At 61.6% G+C, this 22,728-nt stretch carries 23 protein-coding genes; 12 read left to right on the top strand and 11 right to left on the bottom strand.

Going from position 1 to position 22,728, the window contains the following annotated elements:
- The first annotated feature begins 39 nt into the window (after nt 1-39).
- From AB7M32_RS06350 to ntrC, 4 genes are all read left to right on the top strand, one after another.
- Complete coding sequence (locus AB7M32_RS06350; protein ID WP_454249408.1) at nt 40-558, top strand: DUF4124 domain-containing protein; 519 nt, start codon at nt 40-42, stop codon at nt 556-558.
- Nucleotides 555-1,178 (top strand): DUF4124 domain-containing protein, encoded by a 624-nt coding sequence (locus AB7M32_RS06345; protein WP_454249407.1) that lies wholly within the window; start codon nt 555-557, stop codon nt 1,176-1,178. The genes AB7M32_RS06350 and AB7M32_RS06345 overlap by 4 nt, the downstream gene beginning before the upstream one ends.
- A 253-nt stretch (nt 1,179-1,431) precedes the next feature.
- Entirely contained in the window at nt 1,432-2,517 is a 1,086-nt protein-coding gene (gene glnL / locus AB7M32_RS06340) for a nitrogen regulation protein NR(II) (protein ID WP_053117539.1), read from the top strand.
- Entirely contained in the window at nt 2,514-3,950 is a 1,437-nt protein-coding gene (ntrC, locus tag AB7M32_RS06335) for a nitrogen regulation protein NR(I) (protein ID WP_060739603.1), read from the top strand. The genes glnL and ntrC overlap by 4 nt, the downstream gene beginning before the upstream one ends.
- A 549-nt stretch (nt 3,951-4,499) precedes the next feature.
- Here ntrC and AB7M32_RS06330 read toward each other — a convergent pair.
- A complete protein-coding gene (locus tag AB7M32_RS06330; RefSeq protein WP_454249406.1) occupies nt 4,500-4,940 on the bottom strand; it encodes a hypothetical protein in 441 nt (146 codons plus the stop codon).
- On the opposite strand from AB7M32_RS06330, the gene trmL reads away from it, so the two are divergent.
- Nucleotides 4,939-5,394, top strand: coding sequence for a tRNA (uridine(34)/cytosine(34)/5-carboxymethylaminomethyluridine(34)-2'-O)-methyltransferase TrmL (gene trmL, locus AB7M32_RS06325; RefSeq protein ID WP_053117534.1), 456 nt, complete (start codon nt 4,939-4,941; stop codon nt 5,392-5,394). The two genes, AB7M32_RS06330 and trmL, sit on opposite strands and share 2 nt — an antisense overlap.
- A 139-nt stretch (nt 5,395-5,533) precedes the next feature.
- On the opposite strand, the gene secB is transcribed toward trmL, so the two are convergent.
- Genes secB through AB7M32_RS06310 form a run of 3 tightly spaced genes read right to left on the bottom strand, consistent with a single transcriptional unit; the run spans nt 5,534 to nt 6,725 of the window.
- Nucleotides 5,534-6,016: a protein-export chaperone SecB gene (gene secB, locus AB7M32_RS06320; RefSeq protein ID WP_060739605.1), complete on the bottom strand. Its 483-nt coding sequence runs from the start codon at nt 6,014-6,016 to the stop codon at nt 5,534-5,536.
- A gap of 38 nt (nt 6,017-6,054) precedes the next feature.
- Nucleotides 6,055-6,309 carry a glutaredoxin 3 gene (grxC, locus tag AB7M32_RS06315; RefSeq protein ID WP_092333608.1) on the bottom strand — a complete coding sequence of 85 codons (255 nt, stop codon included), beginning with the start codon at nt 6,307-6,309 and terminating at the stop codon, nt 6,055-6,057.
- A gap of 2 nt (nt 6,310-6,311) precedes the next feature.
- A complete protein-coding gene (locus tag AB7M32_RS06310; protein WP_060739607.1) occupies nt 6,312-6,725 on the bottom strand; it encodes a rhodanese-like domain-containing protein in 414 nt (137 codons plus the stop codon).
- 152 nt (nt 6,726-6,877) lie between these two features.
- Between AB7M32_RS06310 and gpmI the strand changes: the two genes are divergently transcribed.
- From gpmI to AB7M32_RS06290, 4 genes are all read left to right on the top strand, one after another.
- Complete coding sequence (gene gpmI / locus AB7M32_RS06305) at nt 6,878-8,407, top strand: 2,3-bisphosphoglycerate-independent phosphoglycerate mutase (protein WP_454249405.1); 1,530 nt, start codon at nt 6,878-6,880, stop codon at nt 8,405-8,407.
- Nucleotides 8,408-8,621: 214 nt separating this feature from the next.
- A complete protein-coding gene (locus tag AB7M32_RS06300) occupies nt 8,622-9,914 on the top strand; it encodes a murein hydrolase activator EnvC family protein (RefSeq protein WP_454249404.1) in 1,293 nt (430 codons plus the stop codon).
- A gap of 32 nt (nt 9,915-9,946) precedes the next feature.
- Nucleotides 9,947-11,260 carry a S41 family peptidase gene (locus AB7M32_RS06295; RefSeq protein ID WP_454249403.1) on the top strand — a complete coding sequence of 438 codons (1,314 nt, stop codon included), beginning with the start codon at nt 9,947-9,949 and terminating at the stop codon, nt 11,258-11,260.
- Between the two features lies 1 nt (nt 11,261).
- Nucleotides 11,262-12,041, top strand: a complete 780-nt coding sequence (locus AB7M32_RS06290; protein WP_454249402.1) for a divergent polysaccharide deacetylase family protein — start codon at nt 11,262-11,264, stop codon at nt 12,039-12,041.
- Between the two features lie 866 nt (nt 12,042-12,907).
- Here AB7M32_RS06290 and AB7M32_RS06285 read toward each other — a convergent pair.
- The 7 genes from AB7M32_RS06285 to AB7M32_RS06255 all read right to left on the bottom strand — a co-directional run bounded on the left by AB7M32_RS06285 (nt 12,908) and on the right by AB7M32_RS06255 (nt 18,705).
- Nucleotides 12,908-13,654, bottom strand: a complete 747-nt coding sequence (locus AB7M32_RS06285; protein WP_454249401.1) for a substrate-binding periplasmic protein — start codon at nt 13,652-13,654, stop codon at nt 12,908-12,910.
- A 63-nt stretch (nt 13,655-13,717) separates the two neighbouring features.
- Nucleotides 13,718-14,488: an imidazole glycerol phosphate synthase subunit HisF gene (gene hisF, locus AB7M32_RS06280; RefSeq protein ID WP_003196830.1), complete on the bottom strand. Its 771-nt coding sequence runs from the start codon at nt 14,486-14,488 to the stop codon at nt 13,718-13,720.
- A gap of 9 nt (nt 14,489-14,497) precedes the next feature.
- Nucleotides 14,498-15,235 carry a 1-(5-phosphoribosyl)-5-[(5-phosphoribosylamino)methylideneamino]imidazole-4-carboxamide isomerase gene (hisA, locus tag AB7M32_RS06275; RefSeq protein WP_454249400.1) on the bottom strand — a complete coding sequence of 246 codons (738 nt, stop codon included), beginning with the start codon at nt 15,233-15,235 and terminating at the stop codon, nt 14,498-14,500.
- Nucleotides 15,236-15,277: 42 nt separating this feature from the next.
- Complete coding sequence (locus AB7M32_RS06270) at nt 15,278-15,532, bottom strand: DUF2164 domain-containing protein (protein ID WP_454249399.1); 255 nt, start codon at nt 15,530-15,532, stop codon at nt 15,278-15,280.
- On the bottom strand, nt 15,532-16,170 hold the full coding sequence (hisH, locus tag AB7M32_RS06265; protein ID WP_454249398.1) for an imidazole glycerol phosphate synthase subunit HisH: 639 nt from the start codon (nt 16,168-16,170) through the stop codon (nt 15,532-15,534). Before hisH ends, AB7M32_RS06270 begins: the two co-directional genes overlap by 1 nt.
- On the bottom strand, nt 16,170-16,763 hold the full coding sequence (gene hisB, locus AB7M32_RS06260) for an imidazoleglycerol-phosphate dehydratase HisB (protein WP_003186751.1): 594 nt from the start codon (nt 16,761-16,763) through the stop codon (nt 16,170-16,172). Before hisB ends, hisH begins: the two co-directional genes overlap by 1 nt.
- Before the next feature lie 280 nt (nt 16,764-17,043).
- Entirely contained in the window at nt 17,044-18,705 is a 1,662-nt protein-coding gene (locus AB7M32_RS06255) for an OFA family MFS transporter (RefSeq protein WP_072409091.1), read from the bottom strand.
- Between the two features lie 418 nt (nt 18,706-19,123).
- On the opposite strand from AB7M32_RS06255, the gene AB7M32_RS06250 reads away from it, so the two are divergent.
- The 3 genes from AB7M32_RS06250 to AB7M32_RS06240 are packed head-to-tail and all read left to right on the top strand — an operon-like array spanning nt 19,124 to nt 22,682.
- Nucleotides 19,124-21,349, top strand: a complete 2,226-nt coding sequence (locus AB7M32_RS06250; RefSeq protein WP_454249397.1) for an AsmA family protein — start codon at nt 19,124-19,126, stop codon at nt 21,347-21,349.
- The gene (mutY, locus tag AB7M32_RS06245) at nt 21,346-22,413 is read left to right on the top strand and encodes an A/G-specific adenine glycosylase (protein ID WP_072409095.1); all 1,068 of its coding nucleotides are present in this window, start codon (nt 21,346-21,348) and stop codon (nt 22,411-22,413) included. The genes AB7M32_RS06250 and mutY overlap by 4 nt, the downstream gene beginning before the upstream one ends.
- Entirely contained in the window at nt 22,410-22,682 is a 273-nt protein-coding gene (locus AB7M32_RS06240; protein WP_060739617.1) for an oxidative damage protection protein, read from the top strand. The genes mutY and AB7M32_RS06240 overlap by 4 nt, the downstream gene beginning before the upstream one ends.
- Nucleotides 22,683-22,728: the final 46 nt, after the last annotated feature.

Genomic DNA, 22,728 nt, shown 5'->3' with positions numbered 1-22,728 from the left:
TATGCTGCAACTCAACACTTTCAGTTTTCGGTCGATTTTATGGGGCGTGGTTTTTCAATCATCCTGTTGTTGCTGTTGGCACTGCCCGCCGCCGCGCAGATCTACAAGTACACCGACGCCGAGGGCAATACCGCCTACAGCAACCAGCCGCCCCAAGGCGTCCCGGCCCAGACGGTGGAGTTGCCGCCGCTCAACAGCATCGAACGCCAGTCTCCGGCCAGCCCGGACACACCAACGCCTCCCGCCAGCAGCGAAAAGCCGCGCGATGCCTACGAAATCCTGGCACTGACCGACATCCCCACCGACGAAGCCCTACGCGCCAACAACGGCACCTTCACCATTGGCGTGCACGCTCAACCGCGCCTGCGCAGCCCGCATCTGTTCCGGTTGCTGCTGGACGGGCAGCCCTACGGCCAGCCGAGCAACGTGCCGCGCCTGCAATTGGTGAATATTGATCGGGGCGAGCACAGCCTGGCGGTTCAGGTCATCGACGGAGACAACCTCGTGCAGCAAAGCGAAACCGTCACCTTCACCGTCCAACGTGTGCACCAGCCATGACCCGCTGGCTGCTCGCGCTGGGCCTGGCGCTGACGGCGATGCCCGGCGTGGCGCAGGTCTACACCTACATCGATGCCCAGGGCAATCGCGTGTTCACCGATCAGCCGCGCCCCGGCAATGCAAAGAAAGTCCAACTGCCACCCGGCAACCGGATGCCGGCGCCGCCCACGGATACAACCTCGGCGCCCGCGACCGAAGCCCGGCCCGAACCGTTGTTTCATTACGAAATGCTCAGGCTGTTGATTCCCGAGCCGGACGCGACGATACGCAGCACCGCTGGCGAATTGATCGTCAGTGTCACCAGCGAACCAGGCCTGAAAAAAGGCCATCGCTACCGCCTGTTGCTCGACGGCAAACCAACGGGCGCGCCGGGGCCGAGCCCGGTGTTCGCCTTGAGCGACATCGATCGAGGCACCCATCACCTGGCGGTCGAAATCCTCGACGAGCAGGACCGTATCGTCGAACGCACCGCCAACCAGCCCTTCCACATGCAACGCATATCCCTTGCGCAGAAGCGCCGCATCAAGCCCTGTGCCACAGCCGATTACGGTCAACGCCCGGAGTGCCCTCTCGCCGAAAAGCCTGAAGAAGAAAAAAGCAGCATCTTGCCGTTCTTCTAACGCCGCCCAGGCTATCGCACTATATTGGTGCAATAGCCTGCACGCTACTCAGTCCAAAAACCCATTTTGGTTCGAAAGTACCCGGAAAAGCTGGCAGAACGCCACGCAAGCGAGCGAAAAACACCCTTTTGAGGCTCTAAACGCTTCTTTTCGGAGCCTTGGTTTGGTTTTTGCATTTTCCTTGCGACAGCGCATTAATCGCGCGCGCAATTTGGGACCGGTCCCGAGTTGCTACGCTCCAAAAGAGGTCCTGATGACCATTAGCGACGCACTACACCGCTTGCTGCTCGACAACCTCACCACCGCGACCATCCTGCTCGACGCTGAACTGCGCCTCGAGTACATGAACCCGGCGGCGGAGATGCTCCTGGCCGTCAGCGGCCAGCGCAGCCACGGGCAGTTCATCAGCGAGTTATTCACCGAATCCGCCGAAGCGCTCAATTCCCTGCGCCAAGCGGTGGAGCAGGCTCACCCGTTCACCAAGCGCGAGGCGATGCTCACCGCCCTGACCGGCCAGACCCTGACCGTGGATTATGCGGTCACGCCGATCCTGAACAACGGCGCCACCTTGCTGCTGCTGGAAGTCCACCCGCGTGATCGCTTGCTGCGCATCACCAAGGAAGAGGCGCAATTGTCCAAGCAGGAAACCAGCAAGATGCTGGTACGCGGCCTGGCCCACGAGATCAAGAACCCTCTCGGCGGAATACGCGGCGCGGCACAGTTGCTCGCCCGCGAACTGCCGGAAGAAAGCCTCAAGGACTACACCAACGTCATCATCGAGGAAGCCGACCGCCTGCGGAACCTGGTGGACCGCATGCTCGGCTCGAACAAGCTGCCGTCCCTGGCGATGTGCAACGTTCATGAAGTGCTGGAGCGCGTCAGCAGCCTGGTGGAAGCGGAAAGCCAGGGTTGCATCACTTTGGTGCGCGATTATGACCCGAGCATTCCCGACGTCTTGATCGACCGCGAGCAGATGATCCAGGCGGTGCTGAACATCGTGCGCAACGCGATGCAGGCCATCAGCAGCCAGAATGAACTGCGCCTGGGTCGCATCAGCCTGCGTACCCGCGCCATGCGCCAGTTCACCATCGGCCACGTGCGCCATCGCCTGGTGACCAAGATCGAAATCATCGACAACGGCCCGGGCATCCCTGCCGAACTGCAGGAAACCATCTTTTTTCCCATGGTCAGCGGCCGTCCGGACGGTACCGGGCTGGGCCTGGCCATTACCCAGAACATCATCAGTCAGCATCAGGGCTTGATCGAATGTGAGAGCCACCCCGGCCACACCACCTTCTCGATCTTCCTGCCACTGGAACAAGGAGCCACATCGACATGAGCCGTAGTGAAACCGTGTGGATCGTCGATGACGACCGTTCTATCCGTTGGGTCCTGGAAAAAGCCTTGCAACAGGAAGGCATGACCACCCAGAGCTTCGACAGCGCCGATGGGGTGATGAGTCGCCTGGCGCGTCAGCAACCGGACGTCATCATCTCCGACATCCGCATGCCCGGCGCCAGCGGCCTGGACCTGTTGGCGCGGATTCGCGAACAGCATCCGCGGCTGCCGGTGATCATCATGACCGCCCATTCAGACCTGGACAGCGCCGTGGCGTCCTATCAGGGCGGCGCTTTCGAATACCTGCCCAAGCCATTTGACGTCGACGAAGCCGTATCGCTGGTCAAGCGCGCCAACCAGCACGCCCAGGAACAACAAGGCATGGAAGAGGTGCCGGCCCTGGCCCGCACCCCGGAAATCATCGGCGAAGCGCCGGCGATGCAGGAAGTGTTTCGCGCCATCGGGCGCTTGAGCCACTCCAACATCACCGTGCTGATCAACGGCGAGTCGGGCACCGGTAAGGAACTGGTGGCCCATGCCCTGCACCGCCACAGCCCACGGGCGGCGTCACCGTTCATCGCGCTGAACATGGCGGCCATTCCCAAGGACTTGATGGAGTCCGAGCTGTTCGGCCACGAAAAAGGCGCCTTCACCGGCGCGGCCAACCTGCGGCGCGGGCGCTTCGAGCAAGCTGACGGCGGCACGTTGTTCCTCGATGAAATCGGCGACATGCCGGCCGACACCCAGACCCGTTTGTTGCGCGTGCTGGCCGATGGCGAGTTCTATCGGGTCGGTGGCCATACGCCGGTGAAGGTGGACGTGCGCATCATCGCCGCGACCCACCAGAACCTGGAAACCCTGGTTCACGCCGGCAAATTCCGTGAGGACTTGTTCCACCGCCTGAACGTCATCCGTATTCATATCCCGCGCCTGGCGGATCGTCGCGAAGACATCCCGACCCTGGCTCGGCACTTCCTCAGCCGCGCGGCCCAGGAACTGGCGGTCGAGCCCAAGTTGCTCAAGAGCGAAACCGAGGAATACCTCAAGAACCTGCCGTGGCCGGGCAACGTGCGCCAGTTGGAAAACACCTGCCGCTGGATCACGGTGATGGCTTCGGGTCGCGAAGTGCACATCAGCGACCTGCCGCCGGAACTGCTGAGCCTGCCCCAGGATTCGGCCCCCGTGACCAACTGGGAGCAAGCCCTGCGCCAGTGGGCCGACCAGGCCCTGGCCCGCGGTCAGTCGAGCCTGTTGGACAGCGCGGTACCGGCCTTCGAGCGGATCATGATCGAAACCGCCCTCAAGCACACCGCCGGCCGCCGCCGTGACGCCGCCGTGCTGCTGGGCTGGGGCCGCAATACCTTGACCCGCAAGATCAAGGAATTGGGGATGAAGGTCGATGGTGGGGATGATGATGACGGCGATGAGGGTTGATCGGTCTTTAGCCCTTCGCTGAATTTGAAGGTCCAATCGCGAGCAAGCTCGCTCCCACAAGGGAAACGCAATTCCTGGACTGCCCTCAAAAGTCAGATTGGTGTCCAACTTTTGGGGGCCAGTGCATCCTGTGGGAGCGAGCTTGCTCGCGATGCTTTTAAAGGCTTCATGCACCGCATCAATGCACTACGAACCGCAATTGCACATGCACCACCCGCCAAAACCCATCGACCCAGCTCAAAAAAACCGCACAAGCAAAAGCAAGAGCCCCGGAATACGGGGCTTTTGCGTCACAGAAAGCGTTTTTGTGACAAATAATTAAAAACTGGCACGCCCCCTGCAATAGCTAGATCACTACCCAGTTTCGGGGACCTTGGTACAGGCAGGCCGGGGAATCCCCATTTTATACCGGGCTCAACGAGCCCACTGTTTTGGGGGCCTTGATACAGGCAGGTCAAGGTTTCCCTTCTTTACACCCAGGGCCATGCGCTTAGCGCGAGCCCTCCCGTTTTGGGGACCTTGGTACAGGCAGGCCGGGGATTCCCTCTTTTATTGCTCTTGGAGACGGACCTCCAGCCGCCAGCGATCATCCACTTCGCTGCCGGTCCACTCCCCTCGCAATGGACGCGCCGCCACCAGTGTCAGCAACAACCCCTCGTCACTCAAACGCACCCGCCAATTTACATCCTTGCCGTTGAGCTTGAGCTGGCCCTTCTGTGGCCGGCCTTCTGCTTGGAACAGCAGCGCCACTGAACCGTCGACAATTTCACCATGGAGCTTGGGTTCGTTGTTGAACCAGGCCACCAGCGTTCCGTCTGTCACCTCGATCTGTTGCAAGACGCTCGGGTCGGGCGTGGTCAGGCGCCCGATCATCAGCCCGACCATCATGCCGAAGATCGCCAAAGAGCCCATCACCCGAGGCATTAGCTTCGAACGTCGGTCGGTTTGCGGCGTAGAATGCCGCTCATCTTTATCTGCGGAGCCGTGCATGTTTCACGTCATCCTTTTTCAACCGGAAATTCCGCCGAATACCGGCAACGTCATCAGGCTGTGCGCCAACAGCGGCTGCCACCTGCATTTGATCGAACCGCTGGGCTTCGACATGGACGACAAGCGCCTGCGCCGCGCCGGCCTCGACTACCACGAGTATGCCACCTTGCAGCGTCACGCCGACCTCGCCAGTTGCCTGGAGAGCCTCGGGCATCCGCGTCTGTTCGCCTTTACCACCAAGGGTTCGCGGCCGTTCCATGACGCCAGCTTCGTCGCCGGTGACGCGTTCCTGTTCGGCCCGGAAAGCCGTGGCCTGCCGGCCGACGTACTGGACGCCCTGCCCGCCGAGCAACGCCTGCGCCTGCCAATGCGCGAAGGCTGCCGCAGCCTGAACCTGTCCAATACCGTGGCGGTGGCGGTTTATGAGGCGTGGCGGCAGAACGGGTTCGCCTGATTCGGCACCGCTAGCCAAAAACACCTGTGGGAGCGAGCTTGCTCGCGATGGCGGTGTATCAGCCGACTTTAATGTTGACTGGTGCACCGCTATCGCGAGCAAGCTCGCTCCCACAGGTTTTGTGCCTGGCAGTGGACGCTTACTGAACGGTCGCGCCGCCTTCTTGTTGCATACGCTGCAGTTCCTGCGCATACAGCGCATCGAAGTTCACCGGCGCCAGCATCAGGGCCGGGAACGAGCCGCGGGTCACCAGGCTGTCCAGGGTTTCCCGGGCGTATGGGAACAGGATGTTCGGGCAGAAGGCGCCCAGGGTGTGGCTCATCGAAGGAGCATCCAGGTTCTTGATCAGGAAGATCCCGGCCTGTTGCACTTCAGCGATGAACGCCACTTCGTCACCGTTCTTGACGGTGACCGACAGGGTCAGCACCACTTCGTGGAAGTCATCTTCCAGGGCTTTCTGACGGGTGTTCAGGTCCAGGCCTACGCTCGGCTCCCACTGCTGGCGAAAGATCGCCGGGCTTTTCGGGGCTTCGAAGGACAGGTCACGTACATATATGCGCTGCAAGGAGAATTGCGGTGCGGCTTCTTCTTCGCTGGCAGCTGTGTTCTGTTGGTCAGTCATCGCAGATCCTTCTTACTTTCAGGTTCTTTAGTGGGAATTCAGGCCTTGAGCAGCGCGTCGAGCTTGCCGGCGCGCTCCAGGGCATACAGATCGTCGCAACCGCCCACGTGGGTGCTGCCGATCCAGATCTGCGGCACGGACGAACGCCCGGCCTTCTGGGTCATTTCGGCGCGCAGTTGCGGCTTGCCGTCGACCTTGATCTCTTCGAAGGCCACGCCTTTGTTCTGGAGCAGGAACTTGGCTCTGGAGCAATAGGGGCAGTAATCGCTGGAATAGACAACAACGTGGGGCATATTCACTTCACCAGGGGCAGATTGTCGGCTTTCCAGCTGGCAACGCCGCCGGACAGCTTGGCGGCGGTAAAACCGGACTTCATCAGCTCACGGGCGTGGGTGCCGGCGTGCTGGCCTTGGGCATCCACCAGGATCAGCGTCTTGGCCTTGTGTTTTTCCAGCTCGCCGATCCGCGCCATCAGTTTGTCCTGGGGAATGTTCACCGCCCCGACAATGTGACCGGCGGCGTAATCCTTGCTCGGGCGGATGTCCACCACCAGGCCGGCATCCTTGTTGACCAGTGCGGTCAACTCCCCAGTGCTCAGGCTGCGACCGCCGCCCTGCATCGTATGGGCAACCAGCAACGCCAGCAGCACGACGAAGATACCGACGAGAATGTAGTGGTTAGTGGCAAATTGAATCAGGTGAGCAACCATCGAAGGAGGTTCCAGGGCGTTAAAATGTCGGCCAGTATACACAGCACGCAAGGCCGGCCAAACCCCGCCCGGCGGTGACGCCGCCGGAACTTACCTTTAAACTGCCCGTCCCTTTTCCATCGTCTTCTTTTAACCCGCCACGAGTGGATTCCATGACTACCACGCCTAAACCTTTGGTCCTGATGATTCTCGACGGCTTCGGTCACAGTGACAGCCACGAATCCAACGCCGTGTATTCGGCCAACAAGCCTGTACTGGACCGCCTGTGGACCACCGTGCCCAACGGCCTGATCTCCGGCAGCGGCATGGACGTCGGCCTGCCGGACGGGCAGATGGGCAACTCCGAAGTCGGCCACATGAACCTCGGCGCAGGCCGCGTGGTGTACCAGGACTTCACCCGCGTGACCAAATCGATCCGCGACGGCGAGTTCTTCGAAAACCCGACCATCTGCGCCGCGGTGGATAAGGCCGTGGCCGCCGGCAAGGCCGTGCACTTCATGGGCCTGCTGTCCGACGGTGGCGTGCACAGCCACCAGGACCACCTGATCGCCATGGCCGAACTGGCTGCCAAGCGCGGCGCCGAGAAGATCTACCTGCACGCGTTCCTCGATGGCCGCGACACCCCGCCGAAAAGCGCCACGTCGTCGATCGAGCTGCTGGACGCAACGTTCCAGGCCCTCGGCAAGGGGCGCATCGCCAGCCTCGTCGGTCGCTACTTCGCCATGGACCGTGACAACCGTTGGGACCGCGTGGCCCAGGCCTACAACCTGATCGTCGACGGCAGCGCCGAATTCAACGCCGCCACCGCCCAGGAAGGCCTGCAAGCCGCCTACGAGCGCGGCGAAAGCGATGAGTTCGTCAAGGCCACCACCATTGGCGAACCGGTCAAAGTCGAAGACGGCGACGCCGTGGTATTCATGAACTTCCGTGCCGACCGCGCCCGCGAGCTGACCCGCGTGTTCGTCGAAGACGATTTCAAGGAATTCAAGCGTGCCCGCCAACCAAAACTGGCCGGTTTCGTGATGCTGACCCAATACGCCGCCAGCATTCCCGCACCTTCGGCCTTCGCCGCCGGCAGCCTGGAAAACGTGCTGGGCGATTACCTGGCAAAAAACGGCAAGACCCAACTGCGCATCGCCGAGACCGAAAAGTACGCCCACGTGACGTTCTTTTTCTCCGGCGGCCGTGAAGAGCCCTTCCCAGGCGAAGAACGCATCCTGATCCCTTCGCCGAAGGTCGCCACCTATGACCTGCAACCGGAGATGAGCGCACCGGAAGTGACCGACCGCATCGTCGACGCCATTGAAAACCAGCGTTACGACGTGATCGTGGTCAACTACGCCAACGGCGACATGGTGGGACACAGCGGTGTGTTCGAAGCGGCGGTCAAGGCCGTGGAATGCCTGGATACCTGCGTTGGCCGCATCGTCGAGGCCCTGGAAAAGGTCGGCGGCGAAGCACTGATCACGGCCGACCACGGTAACGTCGAGCAGATGTCCGACGAATCCACCGGCCAGGCCCACACCGCCCACACCACCGAGCCGGTGCCGTTCATCTATGTCGGCAAGCGGGACTTCAAGGTCCGCGAAGGTGGCGTGCTGGCTGACGTGGCGCCGACCATGCTGATGTTGCTGGGCATGGAAAAACCGGCGGAAATGACCGGGACTTCGATCCTGGTCTGATTCCGCAAACCCTGTGGGAGCGAGCTTGCTCGCGATAGCGCCGGATCAGCCAACCTTGATGTTGACTGATGCACCGCCATCGCGAGCAAGCTCGCTCCCACATGGGTTCTTGGTGTTTTTCGGGCCAGTTATCACACAGCCCCAAATGGGCGTTTTTTTTGCAGCGTGGGCCGGGCATACTAGGCCGTCCCTTTCCCTGGTGTCGCCCGCCTCTATGCTTCGCGTCCTGATAGCCCTCGCTCTGACCTGCTTGCTCCAACCGGCCTTTGCCGACGAGCGCGCGCAAACCCAACAGCAGTTGGAAGCCACGCGCCAGGACATTGCCGAGCTGAAAAAGCTGCTGGGCAAGTTGCAGGAAGAAAAATCCAGCGTGCAGAAAGACCTGCGCGGCACCGAAACCGAGATGGGCAAGCTGGAGAAGCAGGTCGACGCCCTGCAGAAAGAACTGAAGAAAAGCGAATCCGAGCTGCAGCGACTCGATGGAGAGAAAAAAAAACTCCAGAGCGCGCGCACTGAACAGCAAAAGCTGATCGCCATCCAGGCCCGGGCCGCCTACCAGAACGGCCGCCAGGAATACCTCAAGCTGCTGCTCAACCAGCAGAACCCCGAGAAATTCGCCCGTACCCTCACGTATTACGATTACCTGAGCCAGGCACGCCTGGAACAACTCAAGAGCTTCAACGAAACCTTGCGCCAACTGGCCAATGTCGAAAAAGACATCGAGCTGCAGCAGGCCCAGTTGCTGGTGCAGAAAAGCAGCCTCGACACCCAGCGCGAAGAACTCGAGAAGGTTCGCAAGGAACGCCAGGTGGCCCTGGCCAAGCTCAATGACGACGTGAAGGCCCGCGACAGCAAGCTCAAGGCCCGCGAGCAGGACCAGGCCGAACTGGCCAATGTGTTGAAAACCATCGAAGAGACCCTGGCCCGCCAGGCCCGAGAGGCGGAAGAAGCGCGCCAGAAAGCGCTGATCGCCCAGCAGGAAGCCGAAAAAAAGCGTTTGCGTGAAGCCCAGGCCGACGCAGACGCCGGCGATGCACCGCGTAAACCGGCAAAATCCAGCCCCGGCGCACTGGTTTCCAGTGACGGCGAAACCTTTGGCGGCGCTTTTGCTTCAGCCCGAGGCAAACTTCCATGGCCGGTCAATGGTCGATTGCTTGCGCGCTTCGGTGAAACCCGCGGCGACGACACCCGCACCAAATGGGACGGGGTAATGATCAGTGCCTCGGCCGGCAGCCAGGTACATGCCGTGCATGGCGGGCGCGTGGTATTCGCCGACTGGTTGCGCGGTGCCGGCCTGCTGGTGATCCTCGATCACGGCAACGGTTACTTGAGCCTGTACGGCCACAACCAGACGCTGCTCAAGTCGGCGGGCGACGTGGTCAAGGCCGGAGAGTCCATCTCCACGGTCGGTAACAGTGGCGGGCAGGATACGCCAGCACTGTATTTCGCTATTCGTCAGCAGGGTCGCCCCAGTGACCCGGCCCAATGGTGTCGTGCGCAAGGATAAGCGCGCCCATCCTATTAAGGAGTTCGTTCGACATGCTGCATTTGTCCCGCCTTACCTCGCTGGCCCTGACGATCGCCCTCGTGATCGGTGCGCCCCTGGCTTTCGCCGCCGAACCGGCCCCGTCGGCCCCCGCCACCGCCGCAACCACCAAGGCGCCGCTGCCGCTGGACGAATTGCGCACCTTTGCCGAGGTCATGGACCGGATCAAGGCTGCCTACGTGGAGCCGGTGGACGACAAGATGCTGCTGGAGAACGCCATCAAGGGCATGCTCAGCAACCTTGACCCGCACTCTGCCTACCTGGGCCCGGAAGATTTCGCCGAGCTGCAGGAAAGCACCAGCGGCGAGTTTGGCGGCCTGGGCATCGAGGTCGGCAGCGAAGACGGCTTCGTCAAGGTGGTCTCGCCAATCGACGACACGCCTGCTTCCAAGGCCGGCATCCAGGCCGGTGACTTCATCGTCAAGATCAACGGCCAACCGACCCGCGGCCAGAGCATGACCGAAGCCGTGGACAAGATGCGCGGCAAGATCGGCCAGAAGATCACCCTGACCCTGGTACGCGACGGTGGCACACCGTTCGACGTGACCCTCACGCGGGCGGTCATCCAGGTCAAGAGCGTGAAAAGCCAGTTGCTGGAGCCGGGCTACGGCTACATCCGCATCACCCAGTTCCAGGTCAAGACTGGCGAAGAAGTCGCCAAGGCACTGGCCAAGATGCGCAAGGACAACGGCAAGAAGCTCAACGGCCTGGTCCTGGACCTGCGCAACAACCCCGGCGGCGTACTGCAATCAGCCGTGGAAGTGGTGGATCACTTCATCACCAAGGGCCTGATCGTCTACACCAAGGGCCGTATCGCCAATTCCGAGCTGCGCTTCTCGGCCACTGGCAACGACTTGAGCGAAGCCGTGCCATTGGTGGTGCTGATCAACGGCGGCAGCGCTTCGGCTTCGGAAATCGTCGCTGGCGCCCTGCAGGACCAGAAGCGCGGTGTGGTCATGGGCACCACCAGTTTCGGCAAGGGTTCGGTACAGACCGTGTTGCCACTGAACAACGACCGTGCCCTGAAGATCACCACCGCGCTGTACTTCACGCCCAACGGTCGTTCCATCCAGGCCCAGGGCATTGTCCCGGACATCGAAGTGCGCAAGGCCAAGATCACCAACGAGCAGGACAGCGAATACTTCAAGGAAGCCGACCTGCAAGGTCACCTGGGCAACGGCAACGGCGGCGCCGACAAACCGACCGGTTCCGGCGCCAAGGCCAAGCCAATGCCCCAGGATGACGACTATCAGTTGGCCCAGGCCTTGAGCTTGCTCAAAGGGTTGAACATCACGTCCGGTCGCTGAGATGGGCCTGCGTTTCATCTTCGTCCTGCTGTGCCTGCTGGCGGGGGCCGTTGAAGCGGCACCCGCCACGCCCTCTTCGCCGCACAAGGCGTACCTGAGCCTGATCATCGACGACCTGGGGCAAAACCTGCCCCGGGACCGCCGGGTTCTGGCCCTCCCCGGCCCGGTCACCGCCGCGATCATGCCTGACACCCCTCACGCCGCCGAATTCGCCCGCGAAGCCCATCGCGCCGGCAAGCTGGTCATGCTGCACATGCCCATGGACCCGGCCACCGGGCCGTTCGCCTGGCATCCGGAACTGCCCATCGAAGAACTGGGCAAGCGCCTCGACGCCGCGTTCGCTGCCGTGCCCTATACCAGCGGGATCAACAACCACATGGGCAGCCGCATGACCGCCCAGCCCGAGGCCATGGCGTGGCTGATGGCGAACTTGCAGCAACGCCACAAGTTTTTCGTCGACAGCCGCACCAGCGCCCAGACCGTCGCCGCCGCCGAAGCGCAAAAGATCGGCCTCGCCAGTGTGTCGCGGGATGTGTTCCTGGACGACGAGCGCACCGAGACCGCCATCGCCCAACAGCTGCAAACCGCCATCGACCTGGCCCGCCGACAAGGCTCGGCCGTGATGATCGGCCATCCCTATCCGCAGACCCTGGCGGTACTCGAACGCGAGCTACCCAAGCTCAAGGCCCAAGGCATCGAATGGATCGACATCAAGTCGATGATCAGCCTGCGCAGCAATCGGGCGATGGCTGGGCATGGGAGAGATGGGGTCTACCGATAGCGGTAGCCGCGACGCGGCCATCGCGAGCAAGCTCGCTCCCACAGTGGTTTTGCATCGGGCACAAGATTGGGGTTCGCAGCAGATCCCCTGTGGGAGCGAGCTTGCTCGCGATGACGGCGACACATTCAACATCTCTACAAGCTGACCCACCGCTTTCGCGAGCAAGCCCGCTCCCACAACGCTTTTGCATCGGGCACAAGATTGGCGTTCACAGCAGACCCCCTGTGGGAGCGAGCTTGCTCGCGATGACGGCGACACATTCAACATCTCTACAAGCTGACCCACCGCTTTCGCGAGCAAGCTCGCTCCCACAACGCTTTTGCATCGGGCCCAAGATTGGCGTTCACAGCAGACCCCCTGTGGGAGCGAGCTTGCTCGCGATGACGGCGACCATTCAACATCTCTACAAGCTGACCCACCGCTTTCGCGAGCAAGCCCGCTCCCACAACGCTTTTGCATCGGGCACAAGATTGGCGTTCACAGCAGACCCCCTGTGGGAGCGAGCTTGCTCGCGATGACGGCGACCATTCAACATCTCTACAAGCTGACCCACCGCTTTCGCGAGCAAGCTCGCTCCCACAGTGGCTTTGCATCGGGCCCAAGATTGGCGTTCACAGCAGATCCCCTGTGGGAGCGAGCTTGCTCGCGATGACGGCGACACATTCAACATCTCTACAAGCTGACCCACCGCTTTCGCGAGCAAGCTCGCTCCCACAACGCTTTTGCATCGGGCACAAGATTGGCGTTCACAGCAGACCCCCTGTGGGAGCGAGCTTGCTCGCGATGACGGCGACACATTCAACATCTCTACAAGCTGACCCACCGCTTTCGCGAGCAAGCTCGCTCCCACAGGTTTGTTCCAGCGGTCAGAGATACCGCGCCATGATCGCGTCCACCGCCCCTTCCTTGCGTAGCTCATCCAAGGCAGCCTGAAGCCGGGCGACTACGTCGTCGGGCACGTCCTTGTTCAAGGCCAGGTACAGCTCGGCACTGTTGAAGCGCAGCACGGTCTTGAGATCGGTCACCCCTTCCTGACGCGCCAGGTAACGCCCGGCCGGGTCCCCGGTGGCCCACAGATCGATCTGGCCGTTGACCAGCTTCCTGGCGTTGTCCTGGTCGCGCAATACGACAACCGGCTTCAGTCCCTGCTTGGCCAACGTCTCGGCAATTGCATCACCCTTGTAGGCACCGATCTTGTATTGACGCGCCTGCTCCAGCGAGTCGAGAGCGATCTTGCTGTCGGCCTTGGCGAGCATGATCCAGTCGTCCGGACCGATGGGTCCGACCCATTTGAAAAGCTTTTCACGCTCCGGCAACCGCGCCATGACAAACACACCGTAACCCGGATTTTCCAGGGCGAGTTTGTAGATGCGCTCCCAGGGGAAACGTAGCGTCAGGCTGTAGGAGATATCGGCGCGCTTGAATATCTCGCGGACGATGTCCACGGCAATGCCATGGATGTTCTCGTCCTGGGCGAAGTTCTTGCCGTTCTTGGCCATGTTGTACGGGGGGAAGTTTTCCGTCAGCAACACCAGCGATGTATCAGCAGCGCGGACAGTACCTGCGAGCAGCAACGTGGCACCGGCAAAGGCAAGAACGAGGCGTTTGAGCATGTCGGGCTACCGCAATCCATGGTGTGCCCAAGAGTGCCTTGGGCCCGCCATGGTGTCCAGCAGTCAGCGAATGCAGATACCGCGATGAGCCATATAGGCCTTGGCTTCCGGCACGGTGTATTCGCCAAAGTGGAAAATGCTCGCCGCCAGCACCGCACTGGCGTGGCCTTCCAGGATGCCGTCGGCCAGGTGTTGCAGGTTGCCGACGCCGCCGGACGCGATCACCGGAATGCCCAGGGCATCGCTGATGGCGCGGGTGACCCCGAGGTCGAAACCGTTTTTCATGCCGTCCTGGTCCATGCTGGTCAGCAGGATTTCACCGGCGCCCAGGCCTTCCATCTTCTTCGCCCACTCGACGGCGTCCAGGCCCGTGGGCTTGCGACCGCCGTGGGTGAAGATTTCCCAGCGCGGGGTTTCACCCGGGCCGGAGACTTTCTTGGCATCGATGGCCACGACGATGCACTGCGAGCCGAAGTGCTGGGCCGCTTCGCCGACGAATTCCGGGTTGAATACCGCCGCAGTGTTGATCGACACTTTGTCCGCTCCGGCATTGAGCAGGTTGCGGATGTCCTGCACGGTGCGCACGCCACCGCCCACGGTCAGCGGGATGAACACCTGGCTGGCCATGCGCTCAACGGTATGCAGCGTGGTATCGCGGCCATCGACGCTGGCCGTGATGTCGAGGAAGGTAATCTCGTCCGCACCCTGTTCGTCGTAGCGACGGGCGATTTCCACCGGGTCGCCGGCATCACGGATGTTCTCGAACTTCACACCCTTGACCACCCGGCCGTTGTCCACGTCCAGGCAAGGGATAATGCGTTTGGCCAGCGCCATGGTGAGTCCTCAGCCTTTGTAGGAATCGCAGAAGGCCTGGGCCTCGGCGACGTCCAGGGTGCCTTCGTAGATCGCGCGACCGGTGATCGCACCGATGATACCCGGCGCCTTGGCGTCGAGCAGTGCCTTGATGTCACCCAGGTTGTGGATGCCACCGGAGGCGATCACCGGAATCTTGGTGGCGGCAGCCAGGGCGGCGGTGAACGGAACATTGCAGCCCTGCATCATGCCGTCTTTGGCGATGTCGGTGTAGACGATGGCAGACACGCCGTCGGCTTCGAAACGCTTGGCCAGGTCGATCACCTGCACGGTGCTGACTTCAGCCCAGCCGTCGGTGGCGACAAAGCCGTCCTTGGCGTCGAGGCCAACGATGACCTTGCCCGGAAACGCGCGGCAGGCTTCGGCGACGAATCCAGGGTCCTTGACGGCCTTGGTGCCGATGATCACGTAGCTCACACCGGCCTTGACGTAGTGCTCGATGGTTTCCAGCGAGCGAATACCGCCGCCGATCTGGATCGGCAGGTTCGGGTAGCGCTTGGCAATGGCCGTGACCACCTCGCCATTGACCGGCTGCCCTTCGAAGGCGCCATTGAGGTCGACCAGATGCAGGCGACGGCAGCCGCCCTCCACCCACCTGGCGGCCATGCTCACCGGGTCATCGGAAAACACCGTGGAGTCTTCCATGCGGCCCTGACGCAGACGTACGCAAGCGCCGTCCTTGAGATCGATAGCGGGGATAATCAGCATCTGGCAAACCTTCAAATACGAATATTCAGCTTGGCTCGAAAATCAATTTTTCTCGAGCGCCCACAAGTCGCTTTCAATGCTTTCGAACCTTTCTTTAAGGTGCGTCTGCACATCGAAAATCGCTCTGTTGTAATAGTGCGGCGCAATTTCGCAGGTAAACAGGTCAAGAATTTCCGCCGCTTCGAACGAACCCAGGTCCAGTTCGAAACGCTCCTCCATGAACCGCTGGATCTTGCGGTTCGCTTCACTCTCCTGCTCGGGCGTGAGGGTGAGGATCGGCGGTTTCTTGCGGGCCATTACCAGCGCCCGTCCCACGCCGCGAAGTTCTGCAACAGTTGCAGGCCATGGGTATGACTCTTCTCCGGGTGGAACTGCACGGCGAAGCGCGAACCATCGGCCAGGGCCGCGGCGAAATCGACGCCATAGTGACCGCTGCCCACCACCTGCCGCGCATTGCCGGCGGCGATGTAGTAGCTGTGCACGAAGTAGAAGCGCGCCAGGTCCGGAATGTTGTGCCACAGCGGGTGATCCACCGTCTGCTTCACTTCGTTCCAGCCCATGTGCGGAACCTTCAAGTGCTCGCCGTCTTCGTGCAGGCCCTTGCCGAAGAACTTCACCTGGCCCGGGAACAGCGAGATGCAGTCGACACCGTCGTTCTCTTCGCTGCGATCGAGCAAGGCCTGCATGCCCACGCAAATGCCGAGGAACGGACGATCCTGGCTGACTTCGTGCACCAGGTTGTCGAAGCCCAGGCGACGAATCTCGGCCATGCAATCACGAATCGCGCCGACGCCGGGGAACACCACCCGGTCGGCTTCGCGAATCACGTCGGCATCGCTGGTGATCAGCACCTTGCCGGCGCCCACGTGCTCGAGGGCCTTGGCCACCGAGTGCAGGTTGCCCATGCCGTAGTCGATAACCGCGACCGTCTGCATTACAGGACGCCCTTGGTGGAAGGCATCTGGCCGGCCATGCGGTCATCGAGCTCGACGGCCATGCGCAGCGCGCGGCCGAACGCCTTGAACACGGTTTCGATCTGGTGGTGGGTGTTGTGCCCGCGCAGGTTGTCGATGTGCAGGGTCACGTTGGCGTGGTTGACGAAGCCCTGGAAGAATTCCTGGAACAGGTCGACGTCGAAACCGCCGACGGTGGCACGGGTGTACGGCACGTGCATCTGCAGGCCCGGGCGGCCGGAGAAGTCGATGACCACCCGCGACAGCGCTTCATCGAGCGGCACGTAGGCATGGCCGTAGCGGCGGATGCCCTTCTTGTCGCCGATGGCCTTGGTAAAGGCCTGGCCCAAGGTGATACCCACGTCTTCCACCGTATGGTGGTCGTCGATATGCAGGTCGCCCTTGCTGACGATGTCCAGGTCGATCAGCCCGTGACGGGCGATCTGGTCCAGCATGTGCTCAAGAAAAGGTACACCGATATCAAACCGGGCCTTTCCGGTGCCATCCAGGTTGATCGAGGCTTTGATCTGGGTTTCCAGAGTGTCGCGCTCGACAGACGCCTTACGTTCGGCCATCACCAGCTCCGCAAAATCATTGGGCGAAAAAGGCAGCCATTATAGGGGCGCGAGCGGCAAACAGAAACACAAGAGGTGACATCACTGACGGGCTGAATCCCGGGCTGTCGGTGATAGACATGTCCATACAAGCCTTTGCCATCACCCAAAACGACTGTGGGAGCGAGCTTGCTCGCGATGGCGGTGGGTCAGCAGACAATGATGTCGACTGACACGCCCCCATCGCGAGCAAGCTCGCTCCCACAAGGGTTGCCCTGTCCTGTTGGTCAGGGCAACGGTCTTAGCGGAACAACACCGCCGTCTTCTGCAGGGTTACCCACACACCCCACGCCAACGGAATGCCCACCACCAGCCAGGCGGCGATTGCCAGGGGCTTGGTGCCCGGCGCGGCTTTCCACTCCAGCGACGTGGTGCTGTCGGCACCCTTGTCGTGGCCCAGCGCCTGTTCGGCGGCCAGTTCGGCGTCGGTCATGAAGTACTTGTCGGCGACAGGACGGACCATCAGGTTGCACAGGAAGCCCAGCACCAGCAGGCCGGCGAGGATGTACAAGGTGATGTCATAGGCCGCGGCACGTTCAACGCCGATGCTCAGTTGATACTCACGCAGGTAGTTCACCAACACCGGACCCAGCACGCCCGCCGCAGCCCAGGCGGTCAGCAGGCGACCGTGGATCGCACCGACCATTTGCGTACCGAACAGGTCCGCCAGGTAGGCCGGCACGGTGGCGAAACCGCCGCCGTACATCGACAGGATGATGCAGAACGCCGCCACGAACAGCGCGACGCTGCCCAGGTGACCCAGGTTCGGGATCAGCGCGTACAGGGCAAAGCCCAGGGCGAAGAACACGAAATAGGTATTTTTACGACCCAGGTAATCCGAGAAGGATGCCCAGAAGAAACGGCCACCAATGTTGAACAAGCTCAACAGACCGGTGAAGCCGGCCGCGATGGCCGCGATCTGGCCCAGTTGCACGGCGTCCAGTTGACCGAACGGCAGGTCATTGCCGAGCAGCTTGCCACCGAACACTTCCTGCAACAGTGGCGAAGCCATGCCCAGGATGCCGATACCGGCGGATACGTTCAGGCACAGCACCAACCATACCAGGCGGAACTGCGGGGTTTTCCAGGCCACACTCACGTGAACGTGGCGATGGGTGATCATCGCGTTCGCAGCTTTCTTCGGTGCCGGGGTCCAGCCTTCAGGCTTCCAGCCGGTCGGCGGAACGCGGTACGACAAGGCGCCACCGATCATGAACACGAAGTAGATTGCAGCCATGACCAGGAAGCTCTGCCATACGCCCACGCCCGTCGGCGAAGCGAAATGGTTCATCAGCGCTGCGGCCAGTGGAGCACCGACCATCGCACCACCGCCGAAACCCATGATCGCCATGCCGGTCGCCATGCCGCGCTTGTCCGGGAACCACTTGATCAGGGTCGACACCGGGGAGATGTAGCCCAGACCCAGGCCGATACCACCGATCACCCCGGAACCGACCCACATCAGCCAGATCTGATGGGTATAGATACCCAATGCGGAAATCAGCAGGCCACCGCACCAGCACAAGGCCGATACAACGCCGGCCTTGCGTGGCCCGGCGTGTTCCAGCCAGCCACCCCAGATGGCTGCCGAGCAACCCAGGAAGATGAAGAACAGGGTGTAGATCCAGCCGAGCATCGAGATCGGCCAGTCACATTGGGACGAAAAGACTTGCGAGATGAAACTCATATCCGGCGCACAGGCCACAGGCTTGGTGACACCCAAGGCTTTGGACAGTGGCAACCAGAACACCGAGAAGCCGTAGGCCATGCCGATGCACAGGTGAATGGCCAGTGCGGCCGGTGGAACCAGCCACCGGTTGAAACCGGGCTTGGCGATGATGCGTTCCTTGGAGAGGAACGCAGGCTGGTCGGCGACGCCGCCCGCCGTGATGCTCGTGCTCATTGTGTATCCCCCAGTTATTGGAATGGTCCGTCAGCCACGCGTCACCCTCAGCCTTCATTGCACGCAGGCATGGCTGTATTTTCCGGTGAAGCTCCATAGTGTGCGACATCAAGTCGCAGAAGGGCGGACGAACGGATAAAGATTACCATTTGATCGTGACAGAAGAATCAAAGTGATATCACCTTTTTCGTGTCATCTGTCTTATCGCACTATTGTTCGCTTTCTGTAGGGGGCGAACGGTTTATTTTTCAGCAACGCCTGCACACCGAGCCCCGGCGTGCGCCTGCAAGCCAGAGCACCGGGACAGCCATCGCCTGGCGGGCGGCGAAGGATCGAAAAGCGATCGCCCAACGCACCGGCAATCCACAGCGTTATACTCCCAGGCTAAATTTTGAACTCAACCTACAAGGATTCGCCCATGAAAGCGTTCGGCAAAATCCTGGGTCTGGTACTTCTCGGGCTGTTGCTGATCATCGTGGCCCTGGGCTTTGCCCTGACCCACCTGTTCGATCCCAACGACTATAAGGAAGAGATCCGCCAGATAGCCCGCGACAAGGCCCACATCGAGCTGACCCTCAATGGGGATATCGGCTGGAGCCTGTTTCCATGGCTGGGTCTGGAATTGCACGATGCCAGCGTCGCGACCCTGGCCAGTCCGACCCAACCTTTCGCCGACCTGCAGATGCTCGGTCTTTCGGTCCGGGTGCTCCCATTGCTGCGCCGGGAAGTGCAGATGAGCGATGTGCGCGTCGAAGGCCTGAACCTGCGGCTCAACCGTGACAAGAACGGCCATGGTAACTGGGAAGACATCGGCAAGGCGCCAGCCTCCGCGACGACGGCGAACACCCCGGCGCCAGCCGAGCAACCGGCACCGCCCGCCAACACCCCGACGGAAAAACCTGCCCAGCCGACCCGCCTGGACATCGATAGCCTGACCGTGAACAACGCCCGGGTCGAATACACCGACGAGCAGACCGGCAAGCTGTACACCGCCGAGAGCATCCAACTGAGCACCGGTCCGGTCCACGACTCCACCAACATCCCGGTCACCCTGACCGCTTTCCTGTCCAGCAACCAGCCGGCCGTACGGGTACGCACCGAAGTAACGGGTGAACTGCGCTTCGAGCGCGCCCTGCAACGCTACAAGTTCGAAGACCTGAAACTGTCCGGCGAAGCCACCGGCGACCCCTTGCAGGGCAAGTCACTGAACTTCGCGGCCCAAGGCCAGCTGTTCCTGGACAAGGCAGCCAACGTCGCCGAATGGACCGGCATCAAGTTGTCCCTCAACCAACTGCGCGCGTTGGGCGAGCTGAAGGTCAACGACCTCGACAAGACCCCACAATTGAACGGCGGCCTATCGATTGCCCAGTTCGACCTGGCGAAATTCGTCGACAGCGTCGGCCAGACACTGCCGGCCATGGCCGAAGGCAGCCTGAGCAAGGTCGAGCTGGCCAGCCGCATTGCCGGCACGCCGACCAGCGTCGAATTCAACGACATCAACCTGAAGCTCGATGACAGCAACTTCAGCGGTCGTATCGCCGTGGAAGACTTTGCCAAGCAGGCCCTGCGCGTGCAGCTCAAGGCCGACACGTTCAACGTCGACCGCTACCTGCCGCCCAAATCCGCCGAGGCCGACAGTTCCAAGGCGGCCCGTGAGGCCGAAGTCAGCAACACCGAAGCCAGTGCCATGGCCGGTGTCGGCAACTCACCGCTGCCAAGCGCTCCGACCCAGGGCGCCTGGAGCAACGATCGGCTGTTTCCGGTGGAGCGCCTGAGCAAGCTGGACCTCGATGCCGACCTGACCTTCGGGCAACTGACCCTGGATAAACTGCCGATCCAGAACGCCGCGTTCAAGGCCACCGGCCTGGGCGGCCTGCTGACCTTGGAAAACCTGCGGGGCGATTTGTACAGCGGCAACTTCGAAACCAAGGGCACCCTGGATGTGCGCCGCCCTACCCCACTGTTGAGCCTGCAAACCCGTATCAACCGGGTCCCTGCCGAGAAGATCATCGAAAGCCAGGGCAAGAATCCGCCGGTCAAAGGCCTGGTCACCGTCAACAGTGCGATCACCGCCACCGGTAATAGCCAGAAGGCCCTGATCGACAGCCTCAACGGCAACGCCGGGTTCGTCATCAACGATGGTGTGCTGCTCAATGCCAACCTCGAACAGCAATTGTGCAAAGGCATCGCCACCCTCAATCGCAAGTCCCTCAGCGGCGAACCCCGGGGCAAGGACACGCCGTTCCAGCAACTCAACGGCAACCTCACCTTCAACAACGGCGTTGCTCACAACCCGGACCTGAAAGTCCGCATCCCTGGCATGACCGTCAACGGCAACGGCGATGTAGACCTGCGGGTGCTGGGCATGGATTACCGCGTCGGCGTCATCGTCGAAGGCGACAAGAGCGACATGCCCGACCCGGCCTGCCAGGTCAACGAACGCTACGTCGACGTCGAATGGCCATTGCGCTGCCGCGGTCCCCTGGAGCTGGGGGCGAAGGCCTGCCGCCTGGACAACGACGGGCTGGGCAAGGTCGCGGCGAAACTGGCCGGTGACCGCCTCGGCGACAAGATCGATGAAAAGCTCGGTGACAAGGTCAGCCCCGAACTGAAAGATGCACTCAAGGGGCTGTTCAAACGATGAGAGCCGAGCAGTTTTCCACCGCCGTATTGGACTGGTTCGACCGCCACGGGCGCCACGATTTGCCTTGGCAGCAAGACATCACCCCTTATCGGGTGTGGGTCTCGGAAATCATGTTGCAGCAGACCCAGGTCAGTACCGTGCTCAACTACTTCGACCGGTTCATGGCCTCGCTGCCCACCGTTCAAGCCCTGGCCGCCGCGCCGGAGGACGAAGTGCTGCACCTGTGGACCGGGCTGGGCTATTACACCCGTGCGCGCAACTTGCAGAAAACCGCGAAAATCGTCGTCGAGCAGTACGGCGGCGAATTCCCCCGAGACGTGGAAAAGCTCACCGAGTTGCCGGGAATCGGCCTGTCCACCGCCGGCGCCATCGCCAGCATCAGCATGGGCCTGCGGGCGCCGATCCTCGATGGCAACGTCAAGCGAGTACTGGCGCGCTTCACCGCCCAGGAAGGCTACCCGGGCGAACCCAAGGTGGCGAAACAGCTATGGGCCACCGCCGAGCGCTTCACGCCGCAAGACCGGGTCAACGCCTACACCCAGGCGATGATGGACCTGGGCGCGACACTCTGTACCCGCAGCAAGCCCAGTTGCCTGCTCTGCCCACTGAAACAGGGCTGCGAGGCCCACATGCTGGGCCTGGAAACCCGCTACCCGATTCCCAAGCCTCGTAAAGAGGTGCCGAAAAAGCGCACCTTGATGCCGATGCTGGCCAACCACGAGGGCGCGATCCTGCTTTACCGTCGCCCTTCCACCGGGCTATGGGGCGGGCTGTGGAGCCTGCCGGAACTCGACGACCTCGACGACCTGCAACACCTGGCCCTGCAACATTCGCTGGAACTGGGCAGCCAACACGAAATGCCAGGCCTGGTGCATACCTTCAGCCACTTCCAGTTGGCGATCGAACCCTGGCTGGTCCGGGTCCGGGAAACCGGCCATCACGTGGCCGAGGCCGACTGGCTCTGGTATAACCTCGCCACCCCGCCGCGCCTGGGCCTTGCCGCTCCGGTCAAAACCTTGCTCGAACGCGCGGCCGCCGTAATGAACGCAGGAGAGTTGCAATGACCCGCACCATCATGTGCCGCAAGTACAAAGAACAACTGGAAGGCCTGGAACGTGCACCGTTCCCGGGTGCCAAGGGCCAGGACATCTATGACAATGTTTCGGCCAAGGCCTGGGCCGACTGGCAGAAACACCAGACCCTGCTGATCAATGAAAAACGCCTGAACATGATGAACGCCGAAGATCGCAAATACCTTCAGGGCGAGATGGACAAGTACTTTTCCGGCGAAGATTACGCCAAGGCCGAAGGCTACGTACCGCCATCCGAATAAGCTGTTCAGAGCGGGGGCGGATCGTAAGCGACGGTAATAGTTAAAT

The organism is Pseudomonas sp. R151218B TE3479 (genome assembly GCF_053629195.1).
Note: the sequence above shows the minus strand (reverse complement) of the source record. Positions and strands in the feature narration are given on the sequence as shown.

What these genes read in the sequence shown, in the direction of transcription:
- AB7M32_RS06350 (WP_454249408.1), top strand. Translation starts at nt 40, where the DNA reads ATGGGGCGTGGTTTTTCAATCATCCTGTTGTTGCTGTTGGCACTGCCC.
- AB7M32_RS06345 (WP_454249407.1), top strand. Translation starts at nt 555, where the DNA reads ATGACCCGCTGGCTGCTCGCGCTGGGCCTGGCGCTGACGGCGATGCCC.
- glnL (WP_053117539.1), top strand. Translation starts at nt 1,432, where the DNA reads ATGACCATTAGCGACGCACTACACCGCTTGCTGCTCGACAACCTCACC.
- ntrC (WP_060739603.1), top strand. Translation starts at nt 2,514, where the DNA reads ATGAGCCGTAGTGAAACCGTGTGGATCGTCGATGACGACCGTTCTATC.
- trmL (WP_053117534.1), top strand. Translation starts at nt 4,939, where the DNA reads ATGTTTCACGTCATCCTTTTTCAACCGGAAATTCCGCCGAATACCGGC.
- AB7M32_RS06330 (WP_454249406.1), bottom strand. Translation starts at nt 4,940, where the DNA reads ATGCACGGCTCCGCAGATAAAGATGAGCGGCATTCTACGCCGCAAACC.
- secB (WP_060739605.1), bottom strand. Translation starts at nt 6,016, where the DNA reads ATGACTGACCAACAGAACACAGCTGCCAGCGAAGAAGAAGCCGCACCG.
- grxC (WP_092333608.1), bottom strand. Translation starts at nt 6,309, where the DNA reads ATGCCCCACGTTGTTGTCTATTCCAGCGATTACTGCCCCTATTGCTCC.
- AB7M32_RS06310 (WP_060739607.1), bottom strand. Translation starts at nt 6,725, where the DNA reads ATGGTTGCTCACCTGATTCAATTTGCCACTAACCACTACATTCTCGTC.
- gpmI (WP_454249405.1), top strand. Translation starts at nt 6,878, where the DNA reads ATGACTACCACGCCTAAACCTTTGGTCCTGATGATTCTCGACGGCTTC.
- AB7M32_RS06300 (WP_454249404.1), top strand. Translation starts at nt 8,622, where the DNA reads ATGCTTCGCGTCCTGATAGCCCTCGCTCTGACCTGCTTGCTCCAACCG.
- AB7M32_RS06295 (WP_454249403.1), top strand. Translation starts at nt 9,947, where the DNA reads ATGCTGCATTTGTCCCGCCTTACCTCGCTGGCCCTGACGATCGCCCTC.
- AB7M32_RS06290 (WP_454249402.1), top strand. Translation starts at nt 11,262, where the DNA reads ATGGGCCTGCGTTTCATCTTCGTCCTGCTGTGCCTGCTGGCGGGGGCC.
- AB7M32_RS06285 (WP_454249401.1), bottom strand. Translation starts at nt 13,654, where the DNA reads ATGCTCAAACGCCTCGTTCTTGCCTTTGCCGGTGCCACGTTGCTGCTC.
- hisF (WP_003196830.1), bottom strand. Translation starts at nt 14,488, where the DNA reads ATGGCGCTGGCCAAACGCATTATCCCTTGCCTGGACGTGGACAACGGC.
- hisA (WP_454249400.1), bottom strand. Translation starts at nt 15,235, where the DNA reads ATGCTGATTATCCCCGCTATCGATCTCAAGGACGGCGCTTGCGTACGT.
- AB7M32_RS06270 (WP_454249399.1), bottom strand. Translation starts at nt 15,532, where the DNA reads ATGGCCCGCAAGAAACCGCCGATCCTCACCCTCACGCCCGAGCAGGAG.
- hisH (WP_454249398.1), bottom strand. Translation starts at nt 16,170, where the DNA reads ATGCAGACGGTCGCGGTTATCGACTACGGCATGGGCAACCTGCACTCG.
- hisB (WP_003186751.1), bottom strand. Translation starts at nt 16,763, where the DNA reads ATGGCCGAACGTAAGGCGTCTGTCGAGCGCGACACTCTGGAAACCCAG.
- AB7M32_RS06255 (WP_072409091.1), bottom strand. Translation starts at nt 18,705, where the DNA reads ATGAGCACGAGCATCACGGCGGGCGGCGTCGCCGACCAGCCTGCGTTC.
- AB7M32_RS06250 (WP_454249397.1), top strand. Translation starts at nt 19,124, where the DNA reads ATGAAAGCGTTCGGCAAAATCCTGGGTCTGGTACTTCTCGGGCTGTTG.
- mutY (WP_072409095.1), top strand. Translation starts at nt 21,346, where the DNA reads ATGAGAGCCGAGCAGTTTTCCACCGCCGTATTGGACTGGTTCGACCGC.
- AB7M32_RS06240 (WP_060739617.1), top strand. Translation starts at nt 22,410, where the DNA reads ATGACCCGCACCATCATGTGCCGCAAGTACAAAGAACAACTGGAAGGC.